The sequence below is a fragment of the Pseudomonas sp. B21-041 genome (genome assembly GCF_024748675.1).
Taxonomy (GTDB): Bacteria; Pseudomonadota; Gammaproteobacteria; order Pseudomonadales; family Pseudomonadaceae; genus Aquipseudomonas; species Aquipseudomonas neuropathica.
The window spans coordinates 1,891,107-1,917,383 of sequence record NZ_CP087175.1; the positions used below are offsets into that span (position 1 = coordinate 1,891,107).

25 protein-coding genes are annotated in these 26,277 nt (G+C 60.4%); 20 read left to right on the forward strand and 5 right to left on the reverse strand.

Annotated elements, in window-relative coordinates:
• Window positions 1-27 precede the first annotated feature (27 nt).
• The 14 genes from cobO to LOY43_RS08490 all read left to right on the forward strand — a co-directional run bounded on the left by cobO (window position 28) and on the right by LOY43_RS08490 (window position 11,554).
• A complete protein-coding gene (cobO, locus tag LOY43_RS08425; protein ID WP_003223053.1) occupies window positions 28-639 on the forward strand; it encodes a cob(I)yrinic acid a,c-diamide adenosyltransferase in 612 nt (203 codons plus the stop codon).
• Complete coding sequence (locus tag LOY43_RS08430) at window positions 636-1,961, forward strand: cobyrinate a,c-diamide synthase (protein ID WP_258709455.1); 1,326 nt, start codon at window positions 636-638, stop codon at window positions 1,959-1,961. Before cobO ends, LOY43_RS08430 begins: the two co-directional genes overlap by 4 nt.
• Window positions 1,958-2,608: a 5,6-dimethylbenzimidazole synthase gene (gene bluB / locus LOY43_RS08435; protein ID WP_093440025.1), complete on the forward strand. Its 651-nt coding sequence runs from the start codon at window positions 1,958-1,960 to the stop codon at window positions 2,606-2,608. The genes LOY43_RS08430 and bluB overlap by 4 nt, the downstream gene beginning before the upstream one ends.
• On the forward strand, window positions 2,605-3,513 hold the full coding sequence (cbiB, locus tag LOY43_RS08440) for an adenosylcobinamide-phosphate synthase CbiB (RefSeq protein WP_258709456.1): 909 nt from the start codon (window positions 2,605-2,607) through the stop codon (window positions 3,511-3,513). The genes bluB and cbiB overlap by 4 nt, the downstream gene beginning before the upstream one ends.
• Entirely contained in the window at window positions 3,506-4,498 is a 993-nt protein-coding gene (gene cobD, locus LOY43_RS08445; RefSeq protein ID WP_258709457.1) for a threonine-phosphate decarboxylase CobD, read from the forward strand. The genes cbiB and cobD overlap by 8 nt, the downstream gene beginning before the upstream one ends.
• On the forward strand, window positions 4,495-5,946 hold the full coding sequence (locus LOY43_RS08450; protein WP_258709458.1) for a cobyric acid synthase: 1,452 nt from the start codon (window positions 4,495-4,497) through the stop codon (window positions 5,944-5,946). Before cobD ends, LOY43_RS08450 begins: the two co-directional genes overlap by 4 nt.
• A 151-nt stretch (window positions 5,947-6,097) precedes the next feature.
• Window positions 6,098-6,619, forward strand: a complete 522-nt coding sequence (gene cobU / locus LOY43_RS08455; protein WP_258709459.1) for a bifunctional adenosylcobinamide kinase/adenosylcobinamide-phosphate guanylyltransferase — start codon at window positions 6,098-6,100, stop codon at window positions 6,617-6,619.
• Entirely contained in the window at window positions 6,616-7,671 is a 1,056-nt protein-coding gene (gene cobT, locus LOY43_RS08460) for a nicotinate-nucleotide--dimethylbenzimidazole phosphoribosyltransferase (RefSeq protein WP_258709460.1), read from the forward strand. Before cobU ends, cobT begins: the two co-directional genes overlap by 4 nt.
• Window positions 7,668-8,243 carry an alpha-ribazole phosphatase family protein gene (cobC, locus tag LOY43_RS08465; RefSeq protein ID WP_095051085.1) on the forward strand — a complete coding sequence of 192 codons (576 nt, stop codon included), beginning with the start codon at window positions 7,668-7,670 and terminating at the stop codon, window positions 8,241-8,243. The genes cobT and cobC overlap by 4 nt, the downstream gene beginning before the upstream one ends.
• 1 nt (window position 8,244) lies before the next feature.
• Window positions 8,245-8,976, forward strand: coding sequence for an adenosylcobinamide-GDP ribazoletransferase (locus LOY43_RS08470; protein WP_095051086.1), 732 nt, complete (start codon window positions 8,245-8,247; stop codon window positions 8,974-8,976).
• Between the two features lie 176 nt (window positions 8,977-9,152).
• Window positions 9,153-9,557, forward strand: coding sequence for a MarR family winged helix-turn-helix transcriptional regulator (locus LOY43_RS08475; RefSeq protein WP_007919794.1), 405 nt, complete (start codon window positions 9,153-9,155; stop codon window positions 9,555-9,557).
• 53 nt (window positions 9,558-9,610) lie between these two features.
• A complete protein-coding gene (locus LOY43_RS08480; RefSeq protein ID WP_093440060.1) occupies window positions 9,611-10,819 on the forward strand; it encodes an MFS transporter in 1,209 nt (402 codons plus the stop codon).
• Complete coding sequence (locus LOY43_RS08485) at window positions 10,816-10,938, forward strand: hypothetical protein (RefSeq protein WP_256573964.1); 123 nt, start codon at window positions 10,816-10,818, stop codon at window positions 10,936-10,938. Before LOY43_RS08480 ends, LOY43_RS08485 begins: the two co-directional genes overlap by 4 nt.
• Window positions 10,939-10,993: 55 nt before the next feature.
• On the forward strand, window positions 10,994-11,554 hold the full coding sequence (locus tag LOY43_RS08490; protein WP_095051087.1) for a glutathione peroxidase: 561 nt from the start codon (window positions 10,994-10,996) through the stop codon (window positions 11,552-11,554).
• Between the two features lie 210 nt (window positions 11,555-11,764).
• On the opposite strand, the gene LOY43_RS08495 is transcribed toward LOY43_RS08490, so the two are convergent.
• The 3 genes from LOY43_RS08495 to LOY43_RS08505 form a co-directional block, all read right to left on the reverse strand.
• A complete protein-coding gene (locus LOY43_RS08495; RefSeq protein ID WP_258709461.1) occupies window positions 11,765-13,036 on the reverse strand; it encodes an OmpP1/FadL family transporter in 1,272 nt (423 codons plus the stop codon).
• A gap of 146 nt (window positions 13,037-13,182) precedes the next feature.
• Window positions 13,183-13,665, reverse strand: a complete 483-nt coding sequence (locus LOY43_RS08500) for a hypothetical protein (RefSeq protein ID WP_095051089.1) — start codon at window positions 13,663-13,665, stop codon at window positions 13,183-13,185.
• 274 nt (window positions 13,666-13,939) lie between these two features.
• On the reverse strand, window positions 13,940-14,164 hold the full coding sequence (locus LOY43_RS08505) for a hypothetical protein (RefSeq protein ID WP_003214941.1): 225 nt from the start codon (window positions 14,162-14,164) through the stop codon (window positions 13,940-13,942).
• A gap of 964 nt (window positions 14,165-15,128) precedes the next feature.
• On the opposite strand from LOY43_RS08505, the gene LOY43_RS08510 reads away from it, so the two are divergent.
• Window positions 15,129-15,452: a hypothetical protein gene (locus LOY43_RS08510; RefSeq protein ID WP_095051090.1), complete on the forward strand. Its 324-nt coding sequence runs from the start codon at window positions 15,129-15,131 to the stop codon at window positions 15,450-15,452.
• Window positions 15,453-15,627: 175 nt separating this feature from the next.
• Window positions 15,628-16,992 carry a DNA recombination protein RmuC gene (gene rmuC, locus LOY43_RS08515; RefSeq protein ID WP_177409299.1) on the forward strand — a complete coding sequence of 455 codons (1,365 nt, stop codon included), beginning with the start codon at window positions 15,628-15,630 and terminating at the stop codon, window positions 16,990-16,992.
• Window positions 16,993-17,079: 87 nt separating this feature from the next.
• On the opposite strand, the gene LOY43_RS08520 is transcribed toward rmuC, so the two are convergent.
• On the reverse strand, window positions 17,080-20,550 hold the full coding sequence (locus LOY43_RS08520; RefSeq protein WP_220558347.1) for a PAS domain-containing hybrid sensor histidine kinase/response regulator: 3,471 nt from the start codon (window positions 20,548-20,550) through the stop codon (window positions 17,080-17,082).
• Between the two features lie 258 nt (window positions 20,551-20,808).
• Window positions 20,809-21,351, reverse strand: a complete 543-nt coding sequence (locus tag LOY43_RS08525) for a TetR/AcrR family transcriptional regulator (RefSeq protein ID WP_038364021.1) — start codon at window positions 21,349-21,351, stop codon at window positions 20,809-20,811.
• Window positions 21,352-21,442: 91 nt separating this feature from the next.
• On the opposite strand from LOY43_RS08525, the gene LOY43_RS08530 reads away from it, so the two are divergent.
• The 4 genes from LOY43_RS08530 to LOY43_RS08545 all read left to right on the forward strand — a co-directional run bounded on the left by LOY43_RS08530 (window position 21,443) and on the right by LOY43_RS08545 (window position 26,235).
• A complete protein-coding gene (locus tag LOY43_RS08530; protein ID WP_258709462.1) occupies window positions 21,443-22,630 on the forward strand; it encodes an MFS transporter in 1,188 nt (395 codons plus the stop codon).
• A gap of 50 nt (window positions 22,631-22,680) precedes the next feature.
• Window positions 22,681-22,992, forward strand: a complete 312-nt coding sequence (locus LOY43_RS08535) for a cupin domain-containing protein (protein ID WP_095051094.1) — start codon at window positions 22,681-22,683, stop codon at window positions 22,990-22,992.
• A 105-nt stretch (window positions 22,993-23,097) separates the two neighbouring features.
• Window positions 23,098-24,249 carry a TDT family transporter gene (locus tag LOY43_RS08540; RefSeq protein ID WP_095124995.1) on the forward strand — a complete coding sequence of 384 codons (1,152 nt, stop codon included), beginning with the start codon at window positions 23,098-23,100 and terminating at the stop codon, window positions 24,247-24,249.
• Window positions 24,250-24,348: 99 nt separating this feature from the next.
• Complete coding sequence (locus LOY43_RS08545) at window positions 24,349-26,235, forward strand: MFS transporter (protein ID WP_258709463.1); 1,887 nt, start codon at window positions 24,349-24,351, stop codon at window positions 26,233-26,235.
• The last annotated feature ends 42 nt before the right edge of the window (window positions 26,236-26,277 follow it).

Consider the following 26,277-nt stretch of genomic DNA (forward strand, 5'->3'; position numbering starts at 1 on the left):
TATCCAGCCTCAACGGAGAGCTCCCCCATGACTGATTCCCCCGAGCGCGACGAACGCCATCTGGCGCGTATGCAGCGCAAAAAAGCCGTGATCGACGAACGCATTGCCAACTCGCCCGACGAGTGCGGCCTGGTGCTGGTGCTCACCGGCAATGGCAAAGGCAAAAGCAGCTCGGCGTTCGGCATGCTCGCCCGCGCCATGGGCCACGGCATGCAGTGCGGTGTGGTGCAGTTCATCAAGGGCCGCAACAGCACCGGCGAAGAATTGTTCTTCCGGCGCTTCCCCGAGCAAGTGCGCTTTCACGTGATGGGCGAGGGCTTCACTTGGGAAACCCAGGATCGTCAGCGCGACATCGCCGCCGCCGAAGCCGCGTGGGCCGTGTCCCGTGAATTGCTGCGTGATCCGTCGATCGGCCTGGTGGTGCTCGACGAATTGAACATCGCCCTCAAGCACGGCTACCTCGATCTTGATCAGGTGCTCAGCGATTTGCAGGCGCGTCCGCCGATGCAGCATGTGATCGTCACCGGTCGCGCGGCCAAGCCGGAAATGATCGAGATGGGCGACACGGTCACCGAAATGGGCATGCTCAAACACGCTTTCCAGGCCGGCATCAAAGCGCAGAAAGGCGTCGAACTTTGAATCAACCACGTCACTGCCCGGCGGTGCTCATCGCCGCGCCGGCCTCCGGTCAGGGCAAGACCACCGTCACCGCCGCGCTCGCCCGTTTGCATCGCAATCAGGGGCGCAAAGTGCGCGTGTTCAAATGCGGCCCGGACTTCCTTGATCCGATGATTCTCGAGCGCGCCAGCGGTGCGCCGGTGTATCAACTGGACATGTGGATGGTCGGCGAGCAGGAAAGTCGTCGCCTGTTGTGGGAAGCCGCTGCCGAGGCGGATCTGATTCTGATCGAAGGCGTGATGGGCCTGTTCGACGGCACGCCTTCCAGCGCCGATCTGTCGCGGCACTTCGGCGTGCCGGTGCTCGGTGTGATCGACGGCACGGCCATGGCACAGACTTTTGGTGCGTTGGCGCTCGGTTTGGCCAGGTATCAGCCGGACTTGCCGTTTGCTGGCGTGCTGGCCAACCGTGTCGGCACCTTGCGCCATGCGCAATTGCTCGAAGGCAGCCTCACCGAAGGCCTGCGTTGGTATGGCGCATTGTCCCGTGAGACGGGCATCGAGTTGCCAAGTCGTCATCTCGGCCTGGTCCAGGCCAGTGAATTGAATGATCTGGATGTGCGTCTCGACGCCGCCGCCGACGCATTGGCCAGCAGTTGCGAGGTAGCGCTGCCACCGGCCGTGGAGTTTGCTGCACCGGACGTGATCGCTGTCGAGCCGTTGCTGAAGAATGTGCGAATTGCCGTCGCCCGTGATGAAGCGTTTGCTTTTACCTACGGCGCGAGTCTCGATCTATTGCGGGCGATGGGCGCCGAGTTGAGTTTCTTCTCGCCGATCCGCGACACGCAATTGCCTGAAGCGGACAGCCTATATTTGCCCGGTGGGTATCCGGAACTGCACCACGTTGCGTTGTCGCAGAACACCGCGATGTGTGAGGCGATTCGCGCGCATCATGCGGCGGGTAAGCCGTTGCTCGCCGAGTGTGGCGGGATGCTGTATCTGCTCGATTCGTTGACTGACGTTGAAGGTACCCGCGCTGAACTGGTCGGGCTGCTTAAGGGCGATGCGGTCATGCAGAAGCGTCTGGCGGCGTTGGCGTTGCAAGCGGTGGATCTGCCGGAAGGTTCGTTGCGCGGGCACACTTATCATCATTCGTTGACGACGACTGAGTTGACGCCGATTGCGCGTGGCTTGAGCCCGAATGGGGGGCGTGGCGCCGAGGCGGTTTATCGTGAGGGGCGGATGACGGCTTCTTATGTGCACTTTTATTTTCCGTCGAATCCTGCGGCTGTCGCTGCACTGTTTGCGCCTGATTCCGAAGGCGCCTTCGCGAGCAGGCCATGACCGACAACACATTCTCCGAAGCCGAGCGCGAAGCGGTTTATAGAGCCATCGCCGAACGCCGCGACATGCGCCACTTCACCGGCGGCAGCGTCGAGCCGGAGCTGTTGCGCCGACTACTGGAAGCCGCCCACCAGGCCCCAAGCGTCGGCCTGATGCAGCCCTGGCGCTTCATCCGCATCAGCGACCGCAGCCTGCGCGGGCAGATCCAGAATCTAGTGGAAGAAGAACGCATCCGCACAGCCGAAGCCCTCGGCGAGCGCAGTGACGAGTTCATGAAGCTCAAGGTCGAAGGCATCAATGATTGCGCCGAAGTGCTGGTCGCCGCGTTGATGGATGATCGCGAAAAGCACATTTTCGGTCGCCGTACATTGCCGGAAATGGACATGGCCTCGCTGTCCTGCGCGATCCAGAATCTATGGCTGGCCTCGCGCGCCGAAGGCCTCGGCATGGGCTGGGTCTCATTATTCGAGCCGCAGGCGCTCGCCGATTTGCTGAAGTTGCCCGAAGGTGCCAAGCCGCTGGCGGTTTTATGTCTGGGGCCGGTCAAGGAATTCTATCCGGCGCCGATGCTGGTACTCGAAGGGTGGGCGCAGGCGCGTCCGCTCAATGAGCTGCTGTACGAAAATTATTGGGGAGTGAGTCAATGAGTGTGGCGTTGTTGAGTGTCGCCGCGGTGGCGCTGGATGCGCTGCTCGGTGAACCGAAACGCTGGCATCCGCTGGTGGCGTTCGGCAATTTTGCCGGGCGCATCGAGCAACGTTTCAACGCCGGTGGCCGGGGTTGGCGCAGCCATGGGGTCACTGCGTGGGTGATCGCGGTGCTGCCGCTGACCTTGCTCGCCACGGCGTTTTCCTGGGCGCCATACGTGGGCTGGGTCGTCGAGATTCTCGCGCTGTATTGCGCCCTCGGCATGCGCAGCCTCGGCGAGCATGTCGCGCCGGTCGCCGCCGCGTTGCGCGCGGATGATCTGGACGAGGCGCGCAAGCGTGTCGGCTATCTGGTCAGCCGTCAGACCGATGAACTCGACAGCACCGCCGTCGCCCGTGCCGCCACTGAGTCGGTGTTGGAAAACGGCAGCGATGCGGTGTTTGCCGCGCTGTTCTGGTTTGTCGTGGCGGGTGCGCCGGGCGTGGTCCTCTACCGCTTGAGCAACACGCTCGATGCGATGTGGGGCTATCGCAACGAACGCTTTGAGCGTTTCGGTTGGGCAGCGGCAAAAATCGACGACGTGTTGAACTACATTCCTGCGCGTCTGGTGGCGTTGACCTACGCGCTGCTGGGTAAAACTCGACTCGCGTTGAAGTGCTGGCGCACACAGGCGCCGAAGTGGGACAGCCCCAACGCCGGTCCGGTGATGGCTGCCGGGGCCGGTGCCTTGGGCGTGGAGCTGGGCGGCGCGGCGATCTATCACGGCGAACTTCACGACCGTCCGCAACTCGGCGAAGGCGCTCCAGCGGATGCCGATTCCATCGACCGTGGCTGGCAATTGGTCCAGCGCGGGGTATGGTTATGGCTGCTGATTCTCTGCGTGGGGGCTGAATTCTATGCTTGAGCACGGTGGCCGGCTGCGCAAGGCTGCACACGATTACGGCATTGCCGAGGCGGACTGGCTTGACCTGTCCAGCGGCCTCGCGCCGTGGCCATTTCCGATCCCGGAAGTCCCGCTACGCGCCTGGGCGCGCTTGCCGGAAACCGATGACGGTCTGGAGCAAGCTGCGTGCGATTACTACGGTGCCGCGCAAGTGCTGCCGGTGGCCGGTTCGCAGATGGCCATCCAGTTGCTGCCGCGTTTGCGCCGGGCCGGCAAGGTCGGCGTGTTGTCGCCGTGTTATGCCGAACACGCCGAAGCGTGGCGGCGCAGTGGTTACATCGTGCGCGAAGTGCTGGAGCAGGAAGTCGAATTCTTTCTCGACAGCCTCGACGTGCTGGTGGTGGTCAACCCGAACAACCCGACCGGCTTGAGCCTGACCCCGGCACGATTGCTCGACTGGCACGCGCGGCTCGCCCGGCGCGGTGGCTGGCTGGTGGTCGATGAAGCCTTCATGGACAACACACCGCAGTTGAGCCTGGCCCCGCATGCGTATCAAGTCGGGCTGATCGTGTTGCGTTCGTTCGGCAAGTTTTTCGGTCTGGCCGGGGTGCGTCTGGGCTTTGTCCTGGCCGAGCGCAAGTTGCTCAAACTGCTCGCCGAACAGGTCGGGCCTTGGGCGGTGAGCGGGCCAACCCGAGTGCTTGGCCAGGCGTGCCTGCAAGACACCGAAGGTCACACCCGCCAACGCATTCGCAGCGATGAGGCCAGCGAACGATTGGCAACGCTGCTTGAGCGCTACGGCTTCAAGCCCCAGGGCGGTTGCGCGCTGTTCCAGTGGCTGATCACCGAGCATGCCGAAACGCTGCACGCATTCATGGCCCGTCGCGGCATCCTCCTGCGCATTTTCACCCACAACAGCAGTCTGCGTTTTGGTCTGCCCGCCGATGCGACTGAAGAGACGCGCCTCGAACAGGCTTTGATAGCCTTCACCAAGGACCACCCATGACCACCCTGATGGTGCAAGGCACCACTTCCGACGCCGGCAAAAGCACACTGGTGACGGCGTTGTGCCGCTGGGCAACTCGTCAGGGCGTTGCGGTCGTACCGTTCAAGCCGCAGAACATGGCGCTCAACAGTGCCGTGACCGCTGATGGTGGTGAGATTGGTCGCGCGCAAGCGGTGCAGGCGCAAGCCGCTCATCTCGAACCGCACACCGACATGAACCCGGTGCTGCTCAAGCCGAACAGCGACACTGGCGCGCAAGTGATCATCCATGGTCGTGCCATCACCACGATGAACGCGGTTGCCTACCACGACTACAAAGCCATCGCGATGCAAGCCGTGCTGGCCTCGCATGAACGACTCAGTGCCGCGTATCCGCTGGTGATGGTCGAAGGCGCGGGCTCACCGGCGGAGATCAATCTGCGTGCCGGTGATATCGCCAACATGGGTTTTGCCGAAGCGGTGGATTGCCCGGTGTTGCTAATCGCCGACATCAATCGCGGCGGGGTTTTTGCTCATCTGGTTGGCACCCTTGAGCTGCTGTCGCCGAGCGAACAGGCACGGGTCAAAGGTTTCATCATCAACCGTTTTCGCGGCGACATCGCTTTGCTGCAACCGGGCCTTGACTGGCTGGAACAGCGCACCGGCAAACCGGTGGTCGGCGTGTTGCCCTACGTGATGGATCTGCATCTGGAGGCCGAGGACGGCATCGATCAGCGCCAGACCGACAAGGCTGAGCAGGTGCTGAAAGTGGTGGTGCCGGTGCTGCCGCGCATCAGCAACCACACCGATTTCGATCCGCTGCGTCTGCATCCGCAGGTCGATCTGCAATTCGTCGGCCCGGGGCAGGCGATTCCTGCTGCCGATCTGATCATCCTGCCGGGTTCGAAAAGTGTGCGCAGTGATCTGGCTTATTTACGTGCCAATGGCTGGGATACCGCGATCAATCGACATTTGCGTTACGGCGGCAAGGTGCTGGGGATTTGCGGTGGTCTGCAGATGCTCGGTGAGCAGGTGCATGATCCGCTCGGCCTTGAAGGTGCGCCGGGTACGAGTGCTGGTTTGGGCTTGCTGGCGTTCGACACCACGCTTGAAGCCGAGAAGCAATTGCGCAATGTGCGTGGGCGGCTGGCGCTGGAAAATGCCGAAGTCAGTGGCTATGAAATTCATGCGGGCGTGACCACGGGAGCGGCGCTGGAGAACGCAGCGGTGCATCTTGATGACGGCCGTTGCGACGGTGCGCAGAGCGCTGACGGGCAGGTGTTCGGCACGTATCTACATGGCTTGTTTGAATCGCCGACGGCGAGTGCAGCGTTGCTGCGCTGGTCCGGGTTGAACGATGTGCAGCAGGTGGATTATCACGGCTTGCGCGAGCGTGATATCGAGCGCTTGGCGGATCTGGTGGAGAAGCATCTGGATACCGGCTTGTTGCGTCAGCTCTGTGGGATTTGAGGTGAATTCAATGGCCTCATCGCGAGCAGGCGAAGGCCTACAGGGTTATGTGTTTTACACAAAATTCATGGTTGCTCGAGATCCCTTGTAGGTCTTCGCCTGCTCGCGATAGCGCCAGTCGGCTCAACCCATAATTTTCAGGATATCCCCCATGCTCCAACTGATCCTCGGCGGCGCCCGCTCCGGTAAAAGTCGTCTGGCCGAAAAACTCGTCAGCGATAGCGGCCTGGCGGTGACCTATATCGCCACCAGCCAACCCCTCGATGGTGAGATGAGCGACCGCGTCGCCCACCACCGCGCGCGCCGTCCCGTCGAATGGGCGCTGATCGAAGAGCCGCTCGAATTGGCCCGCGTCCTGCGCGAATCCGCCAGCGCCGAGCGTTGCCTGCTGGTCGATTGCCTGACCCTGTGGCTGACCAACTTGCTGATGCTCAATGACGCCGAACGTCTCGCCGCCGAGCGCGAAGCCCTGCTCGACTGCCTGGCCTTGCTGCCGGGGGAAATCATTTTTGTCAGCAACGAGACCGGAATGGGTGTCGTGCCGCTGGGCGAATTGACTCGCCGCTACGTCGATGAAGCCGGTTGGCTGCATCAAGCTCTGGCTGAGCGCTGTCAGCGTGTTGTCCTGACTGTCGCCGGCCTGCCCCTGACTCTGAAAGGACCTGCGTTATGACTCAAACCTGGTGGCTGAATCCGTGTAAACCGGTCGATCTGAACGTTGTTGAACAAGCGACGGCGCGGCAACAGCAATTGACCAAACCGGCAGGTTCGCTGGGATGTCTGGAATCGGTTGCGGTGCAACTAGCCGGTCTGCAAGGCCAGGTCAAACCGACGCTGGCGCAGGTCTGGATTGCGATTTTTGCCGGTGATCACGGCGTGGTCGCTGAAGGTGTTTCGGCGTTCCCGCAGGAAGTCACCGGGCAGATGCTGCTCAACTTTGTCAGCGGCGGTGCGGCGATCAGTGTGTTGGCGCGGCAGCTCGGTGCGCAGCTGGAAGTGGTTGATCTGGGCACGGTGAATCCAGCGCTGAACCTGGCGGGTGTGCGCCACTTGAATATCGGCCCGGGCACGGCCAACTTCGTGCGGGGCGCGGCGATGACTCAGGCTCAAGGCGAGCTGGCATTGCAGGCCGGTCGCGACAGTCTGTTGCGGGCGAAAGCCGCACGCACACAGTTGTTCATCGGTGGCGAAATGGGCATCGGCAACACCACCGCCGCCAGCGCCTTGGCCTGTGCTTTGCTCGATTGCCCGGTGGCACATCTGACGGGTCCCGGCACCGGGTTGAATGCCGAAGGCGTCAGCCATAAAGCGCAAGTGATCGAGCGCGCATTGGCGTTGCACGCCGCGCAACGGGGCGATGCCTTGCAGACCCTGTTCAATCTTGGTGGTTTTGAAATCGCGGCGCTGGTCGGCGCGTATCTGGCGGCGGCTCAAGAAGGTGTTGCAGTATTGGTCGACGGCTTTATCTGCACGGTCGCTGCGCTGGTTGCGGTGCGCTTGAATCCGGACTGCCGCGAGTGGTTGTTGTTCGGTCACCGGGGCGCCGAGCCGGGCCATCGCCATGTGCTGGAAACGCTGAAAGCTGAGCCGTTGCTGGAACTCGGTCTGCGTCTGGGTGAGGGCAGTGGCGCCGCGTTGGCGGTGCCGTTGTTGCGTCTTGCCTGCGATCTGCACGGGCAGATGGCGACCTTCGCCGAAGCGGCGGTGGCGGATCGTCCGGCATGACGCTGCAGCTGGATCTGATGCGTCATGGTGAAACTGAACTCGGCGGTGGTTTGCGCGGCAGCCTCGACGATGCGCTGACCGAACGGGGTTGGGCGCAGATGCGTGCGGCGGTAGTCGAAGGCGGGCCGTGGCAGCGGATTGTCAGTTCGCCATTGCAGCGTTGTGCGCGCTTCGCCGCCGAACTGGGCGAACAGCTGAGTCTTCCGGTGCAGCTGGACCAGGATCTGCAGGAGCTGCATTTCGGTGCATGGGAAGGGCAGAGCGCAGCGGCGTTGATGGAAACGGACGCCGAGGCCTTGGGGCTGTTCTGGGCTGATCCGTATTCCTTTACTCCACCGCAAGGTGAGCCGGTCAGCGCGTTTTCCTCGCGAGTGTTGGCAGCGGTTGCGCGCCTGCACACTGCGTACGCCGGTGAGCGGATTTTGCTGATCAGTCATGGCGGCGTGATGCGTCTGCTGTTGGCGCAAGCGCGAGGGCTGCCACGCGAACAACTGCTCAATGTCGAGGTCGGGCATGGCGCAATGTTTGCGCTGACGGTCGAGGTTGACGGTTCACTCAAGGAAGGTCACTGACATGTTGCCGCTGTGGATCGCCCTGCAATTTCTCAGCAGCCTGCCGATTCGCCTGCCGGGGATGCCCGAGCCGGAGCAACTTGGGCGGTCGTTGCTGTTTTATCCGCTGGTGGGATTGCTGTTCGGCGTGATCCTGTGGGCGCTGAATCTCGCCTTGAGCGGCGCGCCGTTGTTGCTGCATGCGGCATTGCTGTTGACGGTTTGGGTGGTGCTCAGCGGCGCACTTCATCTGGATGGTCTGGCTGACAGCGCCGATGCCTGGCTCGGCGGCTTTGGTGATCGCGAGCGTACGCTGACAATCATGAAGGACCCGCGCAGCGGGCCGATTGCGGTAGTGACGCTGGTGTTGGTGTTGCTGCTCAAGTTTGCTGCACTGCTGGCGTTGATCGAGCAAGGGCATGGGCTGGCGTTGATCATTGTGCCGCTGCTCGGGCGGGCGGCGCTGTTGGGGTTGTTTCTGACGACGCCGTATGTGCGTGCGGGCGGGTTGGGGCAGGCGTTGGCTGATCATCTGCCGCGCAAGGCCGGATGGTGGGTGCTGGGCTTGAGTGCATTAGTCTGCGTGCTGATTGCCGGATTCAGTGCCGTCGTTGCGCTGATGATCGCTGTCGGTGTGTTTGTCTGGTTGCGGCAGGTAATGATGCGGCGGTTGGGCGGGGCGACGGGCGATACGGCGGGGGCGTTGCTGGAATTGCTGGAGATGGTGGTGTTGGTTGGATTGGTTTTGATCTGACAGTTTTGGATTGTCTGTGCTGGCCTCTTCGCGAGCAGGCTCGCTCCCACAGGGGGATCGCATTGCAAATGTAGGAGTGAGCCTGCTCGCGATAGCGGTGTGTCAGGCGCCACAAATGTTATGGGTAAACTCATCTGTAACTTGATTTAACATAGTCGCGGGTATATACACGCATCATGCTTCCTTCTCAGTGTTTGTGCACCAACCTGCGTCGCGCCGCTCGTGGCGTCAGCAGGCATTACGACGGCGCTCTCGACGGCTTCGGGATCAACGTTGCCCAGTATTCTTTGCTGTGCAATCTGCAGCGTCTGGATCAACCGAGCATTTCCGAACTCGCCGAAGCGATGGGTCTGGACCGCAGCACCCTCGGGCGCAATCTGCGGGTATTGGAAGGCGAGGGGCTGGTGGCGCTGGCCGAAGGCGAGGACATGCGCAACCGCATCGTCAAACTCACCGAGACCGGCGTGCAACGCCTGGCAGCGGCACTGCCGGCCTGGGAAGCAGCGCAGCAGCGGTTGATCGACCGACTGGGCGCCGAGAAGCGTGAAACCTTGCTCAGATTGCTGGATGAACTGGCCTGAGGCCGGTTTTTTCCAAACTCAAGCGGGTATATACCCGCAAGCGGAGAATAACAATGACATCGATGTGGCGTACGTGCGGTTGGGTGTTGCTGGGGAGTGCGCTGATCCTGGCGTTGTCATTGGGCGTGCGGCACGGCTTCGGGTTGTTTCTGTCACCGATGAGCGCTCAGTTCGGCTGGGGAAGAGAGGTGTTCGCCTTCGCCATTGCCTTGCAGAATTTGATCTGGGGCCTGGCGCAACCGTTTACCGGTGCATTGGCTGACCGCTTCGGCGCGGCAAAAGTGGTGCTCGTCGGTGGGGTGCTCTACGCGGTGGGTCTGGTGTGCATGGGCCTGTCTGATTCGGCGGTGACGCTATCACTGAGCGCTGGCCTGCTGATCGGCATTGGTCTGTCCGGCACCTCGTTTTCGGTGATCCTCGGCGTCGTCGGCCGCGCGGTGCCGCCGGAAAAACGCAGCATGGGCATGGGCATTGCCAGCGCCGCCGGCTCTTTCGGCCAGTTCGCTATGTTGCCGGGTACCCTCGGCTTGATTGGCTGGCTCGGCTGGTCGGCGGCGTTGTTGGTATTGGGCTTGCTGGTGGCGCTGATCGTGCCGCTGGTGAGCATGCTCAAGGACAAGCCGCTGCCGGTGCTTGGCCATGAACAAACCCTGTCCGAAGCGTTGCGCGAAGCCTGCTCGCATTCCGGGTTCTGGCTGCTGGCGTTTGGTTTTTTCGTTTGCGGTTTTCAGGTGGTGTTCATCGGTGTGCACTTGCCGGCCTATCTGGTCGATCAGCATCTGCCGGCCAGTGTCGGCACCACGGTGCTGGCGTTGATCGGGCTGTTCAATATCTTCGGCACCTACACCGCCGGCTGGCTCGGCGGACGCATGTCCAAGCCGCGCTTGCTCACCGCGTTGTATCTGCTGCGCGCAGTGGTGATCGTGTTGTTCCTGTGGCTGCCGGTGACGACCACGTCGGCGTACCTGTTTGGCATGGCCATGGGTTTCCTGTGGCTGTCGACGGTGCCGTTGACCAACGGTACGGTGGCGACCTTGTTCGGGGTGCGAAACCTGTCCATGCTCGGTGGTATCGTGTTCCTCTTCCATCAGTTGGGATCGTTCCTTGGCGGCTGGCTAGGCGGGGTGGTGTATGACCGAACCGGGAGTTATGACTTGATCTGGCAAGTGGCGGTTCTGCTGAGCCTGCTGGCAGCCGCGCTGAACTGGCCGGTGCGCGAGCGTCCGGTCGCACGCCTGCAAGCCGCAGCGAGCGCCGCATGAGCCGATTCTGGCGACGATTGGCCATCACTGCACTCGGCGCCGCTGTGCTGGCGCTGGTGTGGTGGGGCTGGCAGCAGGGCGGCCTGGCCTTGATGCAGTTGGGCATGAGCATTTGCTAGAAGCGGGCATGACGAGTAACGTCGAATCCTGAACGACTGCTCAAGGATGCTCGACATGCTGATGCGCTGGTGTGCTGTTCCCGCGTTGCTGATGGCGTTGACTGGTCTGGCCCAGGCCGCCGACTGTCCCGAATTGCTGCAAGGCTCACTGCCCAAGTTGCGAGCCAAGGAATCCATTGATCTGTGCAAGCAATACGCCGACAAGCCACTGGTGGTGGTCAATACGGCGAGCTTCTGCGGTTTTGCGCCGCAGTTCGAAGGCCTTGAGGCGCTGCATAAACGCTACGAAGGGCAAGGTTTGCAAATGCTCGGGGTGCCTTCCAACGATTTCAAACAGGAGTCCAAGGACAGCGCCGAGACTGCCAAGGTCTGCTACGCCAACTATGGCGTGACGTTCAATATGACCGAGCCGCAGAAGGTTCGTGGTGATGACGCTACGCATCTGTTCCAGATATTGGCGGCACAGAGCAGCGCACCGAAATGGAATTTCTATAAATATGTGGTCGATCGCCAAGGCAAGGTGATCGCCAATTTTTCCAGTCTGACCAAGCCGGATGATCCGGAGTTTATCGCCGCGATCGAGAAGGCTATCGCCTCGAAACCGCTGAAGCCATAGCGCTGGTTTTTTGTGGGAGCGAGCCTGCTCGCGAAAGCGATCTGCCAGTCGACAGGTGTATTGGTTGATACACCGCCTTCGCGAGCAGGCTCGCCCCCACGCGGGAAGTGTGTTGTGGTGGTGAGCAAAATCAAGGCATCAAAAAAGCCCCGCCTCTGCAAAGAGAGCGGGGCTTTTTTGTAGGCGAGGGGTTAGCCTCGCCGTGCAGCATCAGAAGCGGTAAGTAGCGCCGACACCGAAACCGTTTGCCGAGTTTTCATACTTGGCATCGTAGGTCTGACCACGGTTGTTTTCGTTGCGGATCTTGACCGACTCTTCCTTCAGGTACGAGTAGGCGACATCGATGGTCAGGTCGTCGGTCGGGCTCCAGCCGGCACCGATACTGAAGATGGTGCGGTCGCCAGTCGGAATACGTGGCGAACGGTCTTCGTTATTGGTCGGCGACTGGTCGAACGTCAGGCCGGTACGCAATACCCATTCCTTGTTCAACTGATACGACGTACCCACGGCGTAGGCCCAGGAGTCATGCCAGTTCTGGTCTTCGTTGATCGAACCGAACTGACCGGCCAGCAACGGCTGTACCCCGGAGTTCTTGACGGTGATTTTTTCCAGCTGGCTCCAACGGGTCCAGGTGGTACCGGCATAGACGTTCCAGCGATCGTTGATTGCCTGGGTGACCGAGAAGTCGATGGATTCAGGCGTGGTGATCTTCAGCGAAGCGTCGTATTTCTGGTTGGCGCCCAGACCGATTGCGCCGAGCACACCGTAGTTGACCTTGGTGTTGCCTTCGAGCTTGTAGTCGACTTTCGAGTGGTAAGTCAGACCCAGGCGCGTGGTATCAGTGGCTTGTACCAGCACGCCGACGTTGTAGCCCAGCGCGGTGTCGTCACCCTTGATCTTGACCTTGCCGTCCGGGAACGCCGGAGAAATCGACAGATTGGACTCCAGCGAGCCGTCGATGCGGTTGATGGTCGGACCGAAACCGATCGATACCTTGTCGTTGAAGGCGTAGCTGACAGTTGGCTGGAATGTGATCACTTGTACTTCGGACTTGCTGCCGAAGTAACGGCCGGCAAAGCCTTTTTCGTAGTCGGTAATCAGGCCGAACGGCACGTACACGCCCAGGCCGAATGCCCAGTGCTCATCAATTGGTTTGACGTAGAAGCCCATAGGTACAGCGGTGAAGGGCACCATGTCGCCTTTGTTGCTGCCGCCGTTGGGGCTGGAGCTGGCGTTGCTGATATCGGTATGAGCATCGACAACGGCTACACCGCCGGTGGCTTGTTCGCGCTTGATGCGCGACATGCCGGCAGGGTTGCCATAAACAGTGCTTGCGTCGTCTGCAGAAGAAGATCGCCCGGCAAAACCAGTCCCCATCCCACTGATGCTTTGTTCGTTGAGGGCAAAGCCGGCCGCGAAAATTTGAGTGGAGGCAAGGGTAACGGCGAGGCTAAGGGTGGTTTTGAGCATGACTTTTTTCATTATTAGAACTCCTGGTGATCACCGGGGCGAAAATTACCAACATTTTCGCCCTAGCGCTATAGCTCGTATGCCTTGATTTAGAGCGGTTTTGTAGGACAATCCGACCAGATTCGCGACCTGTTGGCAGATCTTTTGAAACCAGACGGTCAGCAAGCGACCTGATTCACCGTTGAAACACAGGTGTGCCAGGCGTAAGTGAAGTCGCGCAGACGACCTTGGGGTTGGAAGGTCTGGCGCCAGATGCGCGCCATTCCCAGTAAATCGCTGGAATCGGGGAGTGTGGGGTTTTGTTCTTCTACCAGCAGCCAGGCAATGGCCGTGGCGTAACGCAGATTTACTGTCAATTCCAGGTGCGGACCCGTCAGGAAGGCATGCTGACTGGCGAGGCCACGAACCAGGCTGGCACGTTCCGGATCGAGCGCCAGATAATCATCCCAAAGGGCCTGGTGGCGATGCTCGGCGATACGGTAGAGGCCGTGGCCACGGCGGTCATGGAGGGCGGAACCCAGGGCAGACTGGCTGGCGGCGATGCCCAGCAGGAGAGATTCGGCGGTCGCGCTGTGGCGTCCCAGATAAATCAGCGTAGGACGGATCACGTAGCGGCACAGTTCGCTGGCAGCGATACCCATAACACCCTCGGTTCTTGTTATTAATGGCGAGTCCTGAAAGGGGGCTTGGCAGCTATGGATCGGTTCAGGCTCGCCGCAAGCGGATCATGCCGCTTGAGTTGAAGTGTAGTGTCATATTCGCGACGTAAAGGACTGTTTTTAAAATATTTCCCGCTGCGGGGAATATCCGTTATATCCGATGGTACTTAGCCGCTGAGGGGTAAAAGCGAAACATCAGGCAATAAAAAGCCCCGCATTGTGTGCGGGGCTTTTGCTTTTGCAGCCTTTTCGGCTCTCAGGCAACCAGTGCCTGACGGGTACGATCGATCACGGCCTGCAGCGGTTCAGCGCTGGAGTACTGATCGGGGTACAGACGCTCGCTGTGGCGGGCGATACCGTGTTCGTTGACCAGTGTGAAGCTGAAGCAGCCTTTGCGAGCGGCCATGATCAGGCAGTTCATTGGTGCAAAAGCGTTGGTTAGGGTGCGAATGGCATCCTGAGTATGGATTTGAGTAGACATAGTTATTAGGTGTTCCTACAAATGACACGGATAAGAACCGTGCAACGTTAAAACGTTCCAGTAACGTCGACCACCATTGGTCGAACGAAGAACCCGACTGGAACAAAGCAGCCAGTTTGAAGCGCTATTAAGTTGGCGCGCTTGGGCTGGCAGGTAGGTACTTAGGAGGGCAGGCATCACAACGAGGGCAAAGGTTCTGGGCCCGGGGTGAAGATCCTGATCAATTTGCAGGTTGGTTCGGTCAGAGTAAGTGTTCTTCGCAACACCCTTCACGTCATTGGAAGGCTGTGTTGTCGCAAGATTTACCTGGAAACCATCGAGGGGTCGTTCCCGCTTTTTTCGGTAGAGCTTCTTGGAAGAAGGCAGACCGTGGGGATGTGTTCGACCGGAATTGACTTTCAGCTTGGTACTAACGCTGCGGATACTAACGGATCGAAACGGGTAAAGCAAACTTCGTGTAGAAAAACATTGCAGACGCCGATTGAGTCTGCTTTGGGGGGGGCGATGAATTGCCCGCATTTAGCGCAGCTAGTGACCGTCGGTCGGTGAAGATTTGTTCATCAAGTCCCGTGCCAGACCGGTTTATCCCCAGACCGGTTAGCAAAACGACCCGAAAAAGCGCATCGATATAACCGGGTAACAGGTACTTGTGCACATTAGTTGCGCAAGCTGTAACGGCACTGTCATACCAATCCTGACTCCACTGGCTGCCTGCATCGAAAGTTTAAGTCAATGAAAAACATCGCTTTTTTTTGTTGGTGAAAAAATCGTCAGTTTGACTGCGAGCCCCATTCCATAAGGCTTTGCGACGGTTGGAGGGCGGTTGTCCACTGAGTTATCCACAGCTTCTGTGGATTGTCCCGAGCGCTTGCTCTAGGACGGGCGTGCCGGGTTGTTTTTCGACTTTACCTGTAAGAAAAAGAGAGTAGAGTGGCGCGCCTTCCGATTCGTCCCACAGTGCTTTATGAAGTTTCGCTCAGTATCAGACTCTGTTACCTCACAACCTTCTCCTGTTACCCCGCCCAAGCGATTTTCTGTTCGCGTCGCAGAATGGCTGCTCGACAGCCCGCGCCTGAGCGACAGTCATAATGCCAAACACATCGCAGGGTGTTTGCTCAAACAACCGGCGCGTGAAGGCGTGGTGGCTGCGCAAAGCCGCCTCGGTCAGTTGATGTGCCGTGAGTGCGGTAACGCCCGGGATCGTCGCATCGGTCAGGATCTGCTGCGCCAGGCCGCTCGCGCCGGTGACCGTCGTGCGCAACAGGAACTCGGTCTGCTCGAAGACTGAGCTGTCCAAGACCTGACACCTTGGTTAACCTTCAGGCTTTATAAGATCGGCGGGAGTGGCTATGGCGATGGACTTGACCAGCGTATTGCTGGGGCTTGCGGGGGCGGGATTGCCACTGCTGGCGCTGGCCTGGCAACTGCAACGCCGGGCGAGCAATGGCCAGGCCGAGGTCGCCTTGCTCGAAGAGCGACTGGCCATGGCGCAACTGACGCAGGACGGACTCAACGCGCAGCTCGACGCGAGCCGCGATGAAGTTGCCGATCTCGGCCAGGCCAACGCCGCCAAGCAGGCTGATCTGGCAGCGCTGCGCCGGGAAGTCGAGCTGCTGCAGATCGAGCGTGATGACGCCCGCGATGCCTCCCACGCCTGGAACCTCGAACGCGCGAACAAGGAAGCTGAGCTGCGCCGCCTCGACGCACAAGCCGCTTCACTGAACGCCGAACTGCGCGAGCAACAGGAAAGCCACCAGCAACGCCTCAACGACCTGCAAGGCTCGCGCGATGAACTGCGTGCGCAGTTTGCCGAACTGGCCGGGAAGATCTTCGATGAGCGTGAGCAGCGCTTTGCCGAGACCAGTCAGCAGCGGCTCGGGCAGTTGCTTGATCCGCTCAAGGAGCGCATCCAGTCCTTCGAAAAACGGGTGGAAGAAAGTTATCAGGCCGAGGCCCGCGAGCGCTTCTCGCTGGCCAAGGAGCTGGAACGTTTGCAGGCGCTCAATCTGCGCCTGAGCGACGAAGCCACCAACCTCACCCGCGCCCTCAAAGGCCAGAAAACCCAAGGCAACTGGGGCGAGCTGATTCTTGAGCGCGTGCTCGAACACGCCGGTCTGGAGAAGGGCCGCGAGTATCAGACCCAAGTTAACCTCAAAGGCCCGGATGGCGAGCGCTTCCAGCCTGACGTGATCATTTATCTGCCGGGCGACAAGCAAGTGGTGGTGGACTCCAAGGTGAGTCTCACCGCCTATCAGCAATACGTTGCAGCCGACGACGACACCCTCGGGCAGATCGCGATCAAGCAGCATGTATTGTCGTTGCGCAATCACGTCAAAGGCCTGGCCGGCAAGGATTACAAACGTCTTGAAGGCCTGCACAGCCTCGATTTCGTTTTGCTCTTCGTGCCGATCGAGGCCGCATTTTCGGCAGCTTTGCAGGCTGAGCCATCGCTGTTTCAGGAAGCCTTCGACCGCAACATCGTCATCGTCAGCCCGACGACGTTGCTGGCGACTTTGCGGGTGATCGACAGTCTGTGGAAACAGGAGCGCCAGAGCCAGAACGCGCGGGAAATCGCCGAACGCGCCGGGTGGCTGTACGACAAGTTCGTGCTGTTCATTCAGGATCTTGACGAGGTCGGCAACCGCCTGCAGCAACTGGACAAAGCCTACAGCTCAGCGCGCAACAAGCTGACAGAAGGGCGCGGTAATCTGGTCAGTCGCAGTGAGCAGCTGAAATTGCTCGGCGCCCGGGCGAGCAAGAGCTTGCCGGCGGATTTGCTGGAGCGGGCGATGACCGATGTCGATGGTCTCGTCGAACTTCCTGAATAAAGATCAAAAGATCGCAGCCTCCGGCAGCTCCTACAGGATGTACGCCATACCAATGTAGGAGCTGCCGGAGGCTGCGATCTTTTGCTTCTATAGCGGCAAGTACCGACTCAACAACGCCCGCAACGCCGCCGGCTTCACCGGTTTGGGCAGATAATCCAGCCCCGCCGCATGCACCTGGGCGACCATCTCCGGTCGCCCGTCAGCGCTGATCACTACCCCCGGCACCGGCTCACCCAGGCTCGTGCGCAACCACGCCATCAGCTCAGTGCCGGTATCGCCGTGGTCGAGGTGATAGTCGACCAACGCCAGTTGCGGCCGCACGCCGTCATTTAACAGCGCAGCACATTCTTCGCGATTGCGCGCTGTCCACACCTGACAGCCCCAGCGACTGAGCAGGCTGTTCATGCCGATCAGAATGCTGTCTTCATTGTCGATGCACAGCACCCGCGCGCCGCTTGGCAACCTGCCATTCATTTCGGCTGCAGCGCTTGCCGGTTGGGCCTGCGAGCGGGCAAGCGGCACGCTGACGCTGAACACACTGCCGCGACCCGGCCACGAGCGCACCCGCAAGGTGTGACCGAGTACCCGGCACAAACCATCGGCAATTGCCAAACCCAGGCCGAGGCCTTTTTCAGCGCGGGTCTGATGACTGTCGAGGCGTTTGAACTCTTCGAAAATCACTTGCTGTTTATCTTCCGGGATCCCCGGCCCGCGATCCCACACCTCCAGACACAATTCGCCGCCGCGCCGCCGCACGCCTAGCAGCACCGGGCCTTTGGCGTAGCGGAAAGCGTTAGTCAGGAAGTTCTGCAAAATGCGCCGCAGCAATTTGATGTCGCTGTCGATACGCAGATGGCTGCCGCGCACCCGGAACTTCAAACCCTGTTCCTGCGCCAGTGCCTTGAATTCCGCGCCGAGCGTGTCAAACAGTTCATTGACCGCAAACGCCTTGCGGTCCGGGTTGATCTTGCCGTTTTCCAGGCGAGAAATATCCAGCAGATCGCTGATCAGGTCCTCGGCCGAACGCAGTGAGCTGTCGAGGTGCTGCACCAGTTTCTGCGCCTCGCTGCTCAAGCCGTCGTCCTGATGGGAGAGGGCGGCGGAGAACAGCCGAGCGGCGTTCAGCGGTTGCATCAAGTCATGGCTGACCGCCGCGAGAAAGCGGGTTTTCGACTGGTTGGCGGCTTCGGCGGTGCCTTTGGCTTCAGTCAGCGCGACATTGAGTTGCGACAGCTCCTGGGTGCGTTCGCTGACCCGTTGTTCCAGCCCTTCATTGGCTTCGGTCAGTGCCTGCTCGGCTTCGCGGAACGCGGTGATGTCGGTGAAACTCATGACGAAACCGCCCCCCGGCATCGGGTTGCCGATCAGTTCGATCACCCGGCCGTTGGGGAACAGCCGTTCAGAGGTGTGCGCGCGGCCCTGACGCATCCAGTGCAAGCGGCGGGCAACGTGGACTTCCGCTTCGCCGGGGCCGCACAGGCCGCGCTCGGCGTTGTAGCGAATGATGTCGGCAATCGGCCGACCGACGCTGATCAAGCCGTCGGGGTAGTTGAACAGCTCCAGATAACGACGGTTCCAGGCCACCAGTTTCAGTGACTGGTCGACCACGCTGATGCCTTGGGTGATGTTCTCGATCGCACCCTGCAGCAAGGCACGGTTGAACTGCAGCACCTCGGAGGCTTCGTCGGCGATGCGCACGACGTCCTCCAACTGCATTTCCCGACCTTCGATGGCGGCTTTTACCACTGCGCGCGTCGACGAAGCGCCGAGTACACCGGCCAGCAAGCGCTCGGTATGGGCGATCCACTCGCCGTCGGCATTCTGGTTGGGGTTGAAGCCTTTGCCCTGGCGATAGGCGAAGCGAATGAAGCTCTGGCGCGCACGTTCCTCACCGACAAAACGCGCGGCCAATTGCAGCAAGTCGTCGATTTGCACCGCCAGCATCGAGCGTGCGCTCGGCCGCGCACTGATCTCCTGACCGATGAAACGTCCGGCCTGCCAGTGTTCCGATACGCGGGTACGCGACAGCACCGAAACCCAGGCGAACAGAGTGAAGTTGCCGGCCAGCGACAGCACTACGCCTTGGGTCAGCGGGGTAATCGGCAGGTTCAGCGGATTGCTGTGCAACCACGCCAGCCCTGGAAAACTGCTTAACGACCAGCCAAGGCTGTGCGCGGCGATCGGCAGGATCAAGGTGTAGAACCACAGGAAAGTACCGGCGGCCAAACCGGCGAAAACGCCGCGCCGGTTGGCCTGTTTCCAGTACAGCGCACCGAGCATGGCGGGCGCCAGTTGAGTCACGGCGGCGAACGCGATCTGGCCGATGGTCGCCAGGCTTGCGGTCGAGCCGAGCAAGCGATAGCTGACGTAGGCCAGCAACAGAATCACGACGATGCTGACGCGGCGTACCGAGAGCATCCATTGGCGGAACACTTCGAACGGGCGCTCGGCGTTATTGCGCCGCAGCAGCCACGGCAACAGCATGTCGTTGGAGACCATGGTCGACAACGCCACACTGGCGACAATCACCATGCCGGTCGCCGCCGACGCGCCACCGATAAACGCCAGCATGGCCAGCGCCGGATGGGCCTGCGCCAGTGGCAGGCTGATCACGAAGGAGTCGGGCAGCACATCGCGTGGCAACAGCATCTGACCAGCGAGCGCGATCGGCACGACAAACAGCGCGGCCAAGGCCAGATAGGCCGGAAATACCCATTTGGCCAGGCGCAGATCTTGCGGGTCGATGTTCTCAACCACGGTGACGTGGAACTGCCGGGGCAGGCAGATGATCGCCATCATTGCCACGCCGGTCTGCACCACCATCGACGGCCAGTTGATGGTTTCTTTCCAGTATTCCTCGAGACGCGGTGCGAGCATGGCCTGGTTGAACAGGTCATCGAAACCGTCATACAGGCCATAAGTGACGAAAGCGCCGACGGCGAGAAAGGCGAACAGTTTGACCAGCGATTCGAAAGCAATCGCCAGCACCATGCCACGGTGGTGTTCGGTGGCATCGAGGTTACGCGTGCCGAAGACGATGGTGAACAGCGCCAGCACCAGCGACACGATCAGCGCGGTGTCCTGGGCGCGAGTGCCCATGGCGTCGGCACCGGCGCCGATCAGCAGGTTCACGCCGAGGACGATGCCTTTGAGTTGCAGGGCGATGTAGGGGAGGACGCCGACCAGACAGATCAGCGCCACGACCACCGCCAGCGATTGCGATTTGCCGTAGCGCGCGGCGATAAAGTCAGCGATGGAGGTGATGTTCTCCTGTTTGCTGATCATCACCATTTTCTGCAGGACCCACGGCGCGCCGACCAGAAGCAGGATTGGCCCGAGGTAAATCGGCAGGAATGACCACAATTGCTCGGCGGCTTGACCGACAGCGCCGAAGAACGTCCAACTGGTGCAATAAACCGCCAGCGACAGGCTGTACACCCAGGCACGCACGCGCGGCGGCAACGGCGCGCTGCGGCGGTCGCCGTAGAAGGCGATGGCGAACATGATGGCCATATAGGCCAGGGCGACGGCGGCGATCAGCCCGGTGGACAGCGACATGCAACACTCCCGACAAAAGACTCCCCGGCAATCCTGCCCGGGCGGACAGTCTCGCATGCGCGGGGCGGTTAGTCAGTGTCGACCAAGGTCGTGGCGTGGTGGGGTGTCGCAGGTTTGAATGGAGGCGTTGTGCGTTGACATTGCCAGGCATCGAACCCTGTAGGAGCTGTCGAGTGAAACGAGGCTGCGATCTTTTGATTTTTCAAAATCAAGATCTAAAGATCGCAGCGTGCCGCAGCTCCTACATGAATATCGGTGTCAGTCCTGACGCAGCGCAATATCGATCAGCCGATGTAGCTCATCCACCTCCAGCGCCGCCGCCGAAAACAGAATCCGGAACACCACCGGTGCGACCACCAGATTGATCAGCCGATCAACACTCGGAGCCACTTCATCCGGATGCCGCTCAATGATCGTCTGCAACTGCGCGCCAATGATCGTCACGCAATAGCCCGGCGTAGCACTGGCCTGCACGTCGCGCATCATGTTGCGCCCAGGCTCCGAACTCATCTCATCGAGATACTGCTCAGCCCACGCACGAATATCACTGCGCAAGCTGCCGGTTTGCGCCGGTTCGCTGTCCGGACGCATGCGGGCGAGGGCGACGTCGGCCAACAATGCCGACAGGTCACCCCAGCGCCGGTAAATCGTCGACGGTGTAACGCCTGCACGCGCGGCGATCTGCGGGACGGTCACGCTCGAGCGCTCCTGTTCTTGCAGGAGCGCACGGACTGCCGAATGAATTGCATCTTGCACCCGGGCACTGCGGCCGCCGGGGCGTAAACCTTCTTTAATAGCCATGGCGCAGACCTTAACACAAAGAATTTGCTTTAAGCGCGAGGCAGTAGCACACTCCGCAAAAGCAAAAAATTAGCTTTTGCGGAGTGTGCCCATGACCAGCCTTGCTTCCAATCGATCCAGCCTGTGGTTTCTGGCGATTACTTTACTGAGTTTTCTCGCCGCCTCCACGGCGCCAACGCCGCTGTATCACCTGTATCAGGATCAGCTGCACTTCTCGGCAACCATGCTGACGCTGATCTTCGGCGTTTATGCGCTCAGCCTGTTGGCGGCTCTATTAACAGTCGGTTCGCTGTCCGACCACTTGGGACGCAAACCGGTGATCTTCGCCGCCGTGCTGCTCAACGCGTTGGCGATGTTGCTGTTTATCTACGCCGACAGCGTGGCGTGGCTGATCAGCGCGCGTGTTCTGCAAGGGTTTGCCACCGGCATGGCCACCGCTGTTTTAAGCGCGACATTGCTCGACGCCGATCGTCAGCAGGGGCCGCTGATCAACAGTGTGGCTCCGTTGCTCGGCATGGCCTTGGGCGGCATGGGGTGCGGTTTACTGGCGGAGTTTGCGCCGGCACCTATGCAGCTGACCTATTGGCTGCTGCTCGCACTGTTTGTATTGCAAGGCATTTATGTCTGGCGCTTACCGGAAAGCGTCACTCCGCAAGCGGGGGCGTGGGCCTCGTTGCGGCCGACACTGCACGTGCCGATTCAAGCGCGGGCCACCTTGTGGCGCGTGTTGCCACTGAACACGGCAACCTGGGCGCTCGGCGGTTTCTACGCCTCGTTGGCACCGTCATTGGTGCGCACCGCCACCGGTTCGACTTCCAATCTGATCGGCGGCGCAACCGTGGCCGCCCTGACAGTGACCGGTGCATTGATGATTTTCACGCTGCGCAATCGTCCCGCCGCACGGGCGTTGCAGTTGGGTGCGAGCCTGCTGCCGATCGGTCTGGTATTGATTCTGCTGGGCGTGCACAGCGCCAGCCTGTCGCTGTTTTTCCTCGGCACGCTGGTGGCCGGTTGCGGCTTTGGCTCGGGATTCCTCGGCGCCGTGCGCAGCCTGGTGCCGCTGGCCTTGCCCCATGAGCGGGCAGGATTGATGGCGGCCTATTACGTGCTCAGTTATCTGGCGTTCTGCCTGCCGGCGTTGCTCGCCGGGCACTTGTCGCGTAGCTACGGTTTGCTGGCAACCACCGATGGTTACGGGGTGGTGTTGATCGTGTTGGCCATTGGTGCGCTGTTACTCAGCCTGCGCCCAGCCGCAGCCAAAGTGTGCCGCGCTCCATAACCCCCTCGATTTCGGTTAGCCTTGCCCAGCCTTCTCTCACGGATCGCCCCATGAAGATTATCCGCAGCAAGACCTTCACTGCCGAGCGCGCCTGGGGCGCGCTGGACATCGCCAACATGAACGGCATCACCACGCGCCTGCACTGGACGGATCAGCCGTACAAATGGCACATCAACGATGGTGAGGAAGTATTTGTGGTGCTCGATGGCCAAGTGCTGATGCATTACCGCGATCTGGGCGAAGAAAAACAGGTGCAGCTTGAGGTCGGTGACATCTTCTATGCGAGTGTCGGCACCGAGCATGTCGCCCATCCGCAAGGCGCAGCGCGGATTCTGGTGATCGAGAGCGAAGGCAGCGTCTGACTGCTTATTGGTAAAACAGATAACAGTTAGAGAAATTACCCGTTATATAGATATTCGATTCGGTTCTACCATGGACTCAACCTCACCAGAGGAGAGGACTCCATGATGACTTGCCCCAACAGCGCCAAACCCGGCATCAAACCGTTCCGCCAGCTTCAGCACCCGCGTGAAGTGATTCGCCAGTTCACCCCCAACTGGTTCGCCGCGACCATGGGCACCGGTGTGCTGGCGTTGGCGCTGGCGCAACTGCCATTGGCCATTCCAGGCCTGCACGCTATCGCCGAAGGTTTGTGGTTGTTCAACATTCTGTTATTCAGCCTGTTTACCGTCGCATACGCCGCGCGCTGGATGCTGTTCTTCGACGAGGCCCGGCGGATTTTCGGCCACTCCACGGTTTCGATGTTCTTCGGCACGATTCCCATGGGCCTGGCGACCATCATCAACGGCTTTCTGGTGTTTGGCTTGCCGCGCTGGGGTGACGGCGTGATTCACCTCGCCGAAGTGCTGTGGTGGATCGATGTGGCCATGTCGCTGGCTTGCGGCGTGTTGATCCCTTACATGATGTTTACCCGTCAGGAACACAGCATTGATCAGATGACCGCCGTCTGGTTGCTGCCGGTCGTGGCGGCAGAGGTGGCGGCGGCCAGCGGTGGTTTGCTCGCACCGCATCTCACCGATGCCCACTCACAACTGGTGATACTGACGACGAGCTACGTGCTCTGGGCCTTTTCCCTACCGGTAGCATTCAGCATTCTGACCATCCTGCTGCTGCGCATGGCCCTGCACAAACTGCCCCACGAAAATATGGCGGCGTCGAGCTGGCTGGCCCTCGGCCCGATCGGCACCGGTGCGCTGGGCATGTTGCTGTTGGGCGGTGATGCGCCGGCGATATTCGCGTCGAACGGTCTGCCCGGTATCGGTGAAATCGCCTCGGGTGTGGGGCTTATTGCCGGGATAACCCTGTGGGGCTTCGGGCTGTGGTGGATGCTGATGGCGCTGCTGATCACCGTGCGTTACTTGCGTGACGGCATCCCGTTCAACCTCGGCTGGTGGGGCTTCACCTTCCCGTTGGGCGTGTATTCGCTGGCAACTCTGAAACTGGCGAGCACCCTGAACCTGACGTTTTTCAGTGTCGTCGGCACGCTGTTGGTGATGTTGCTGGCGCTGATGTGGCTGATCGTCGGCAAACGTACCGTGCAAGGCGCCTGGCGGGGCGAGCTGTTTGTCTCGCCGTGCATCGCAGGTTTGAAGAAATAACCTGAAAAGTTTAGGTAAGGTGTGGCCTGGATCGCGGTTCGAGAATCCAATAAGCAGTACCCAGGCCTCTCTACCTTAAACATCAGGGAAACACGGAAGATGAGTCACCCCTCACAGTTCAACCTGCTGCGCACCCGGCGCTTCTTGCCGTTCTTCATCACGCAGTCGCTCGGCGCGTTCAACGACAACGTGTTCAAACAGTCGCTGATCCTCGCCATTCTCTATCGGCTGACCATCGAGGGTGACCGTTCGATCTGGGTCAACCTGTGTGCGTTGCTGTTTATCCTGCCGTTTTTCCTGTTCTCGGCACTGGCCGGGCAGTTCGGGGAAAAATTCGCCAAGGACGCGCTGATCCGTCTGATCAAGCTCGCGGAGATCGCGATCATGGCCGTAGGATCGGTCGGTTTTCTCTTCGATCACTTGTCGCTGATGCTGGTGGCGCTCTTCGCCATGGGTACCCATTCGGCGCTGTTCGGGCCGGTGAAGTATTCCATCCTGCCGCAGGCCTTGCGCGAGGATGAGCTGGTGGGCGGCAACGGCCTGGTGGAGATGGGCACGTTTCTGGCGATTCTTGCCGGGACGATTGGTGCCGGGGTCATCATGTCCTCTTCGCACTATGCACCGTTGGTGTCCTGCGCCATCGTCGGGATCGCCGTGCTGGGTTATCTGGCCAGTCGCAGCATTCCGCGCGCGGCGGCATCCTCCCCGGAGATGCGCCTGAACTGGAACATCTTCAGTCAATCGTGGGCCACGCTGAAGCTCGGTCTGGGCCAGACGCCAGCGGTGTCGCGCTCGATTGTCGGCAACTCGTGGTTCTGGTTTGTCGGGGCGATTTACCTGACGCAGATTCCCGCCTACGCCAAGGAATGGATGCACGGCGATGAGACTGTGGTCACCCTGATTCTCACCGTGTTCTCGGTCGGGATTGCGCTGGGTTCGATGCTTTGCGAGAAGCTGTCCGGGCGCAAGGTCGAGATCGGTCTGGTGCCGTTCGGTTCGTTCGGTCTGACCGTATTCGGTTTGCTGCTGTGGTGGCATTCCGGCGGGATTCCCGACAGCGTCAGCGGCCACAGCTGGATTGAAGTGCTGGGCTTCGTGCACACCTGGGCGGTGTTGGTCGACATCCTCGGCCTCGGCATTTTCGGTGGTTTCTACATCGTGCCGTTGTATGCCTTGATCCAGTCGCGCACCGCCGAGAACGAGCGGGCAAGGGTGATTGCCGCCAACAACATTCTCAACGCACTGTTTATGGTGGTCTCGGCCATCGTCTCGATTGTGCTGTTGAGTGTGGCCAAGCTGTCGATCCCGCAGTTGTTCCTGGTGGTGTCGCTGCTGAATATTGGCGTCAACGCCTACATCTTCAAAATCGTCCCCGAGTTCAGCATGCGCTTCATGATCTGGCTGCTCAGCCATTCCATGTACCGTGTCGAGCACCGCAACCTTGAAGCCATTCCGGATGAAGGCGCGGCATTGCTGGTGTGCAACCACGTGTCGTTTGTCGATGCGTTGTTGATTGGTGGCGCGGTGCGTCGGCCGATTCGCTTTGTCATGTACTACAAGATCTACAACCTGCCGGTGCTGAACTTTATCTTCCGCACGGCGGGGGCGATTCCGATTGCCGGACGGAATGAAGACATCCAGATCTACGAAAAGGCTTTCACCCGGATTGCTCACTATTTGAAGGCCGGTGAGTTGGTGTGCATCTTCCCGGAAGGCAAGTTGACGGCGGACGGCGAGATGAATGAGTTCAGGGGCGGGCTCACGCGGATTCTCGAAGAGACACCGGTGTCGGTGATTCCGCTGGCGTTGCAAGGGCTGTGGGGGAGTTTCTTCAGTCGCGATCCGAACAAAGGGTTTTTTCACCGATTGTGGTCGCGGGTGACGTTGGTGGCAGGAGCGCCGGTGGGCGTTGATGCTGCTGAGCCGGCGAAGTTGCAGGGGTTGGTCGGGAGTTGCGCGGGGCAGTTAGATAGCCGGCGATTTTAAGGTCCTCTTCGCGAGCAGGCTCGCTCCCACATTCGATCGCGT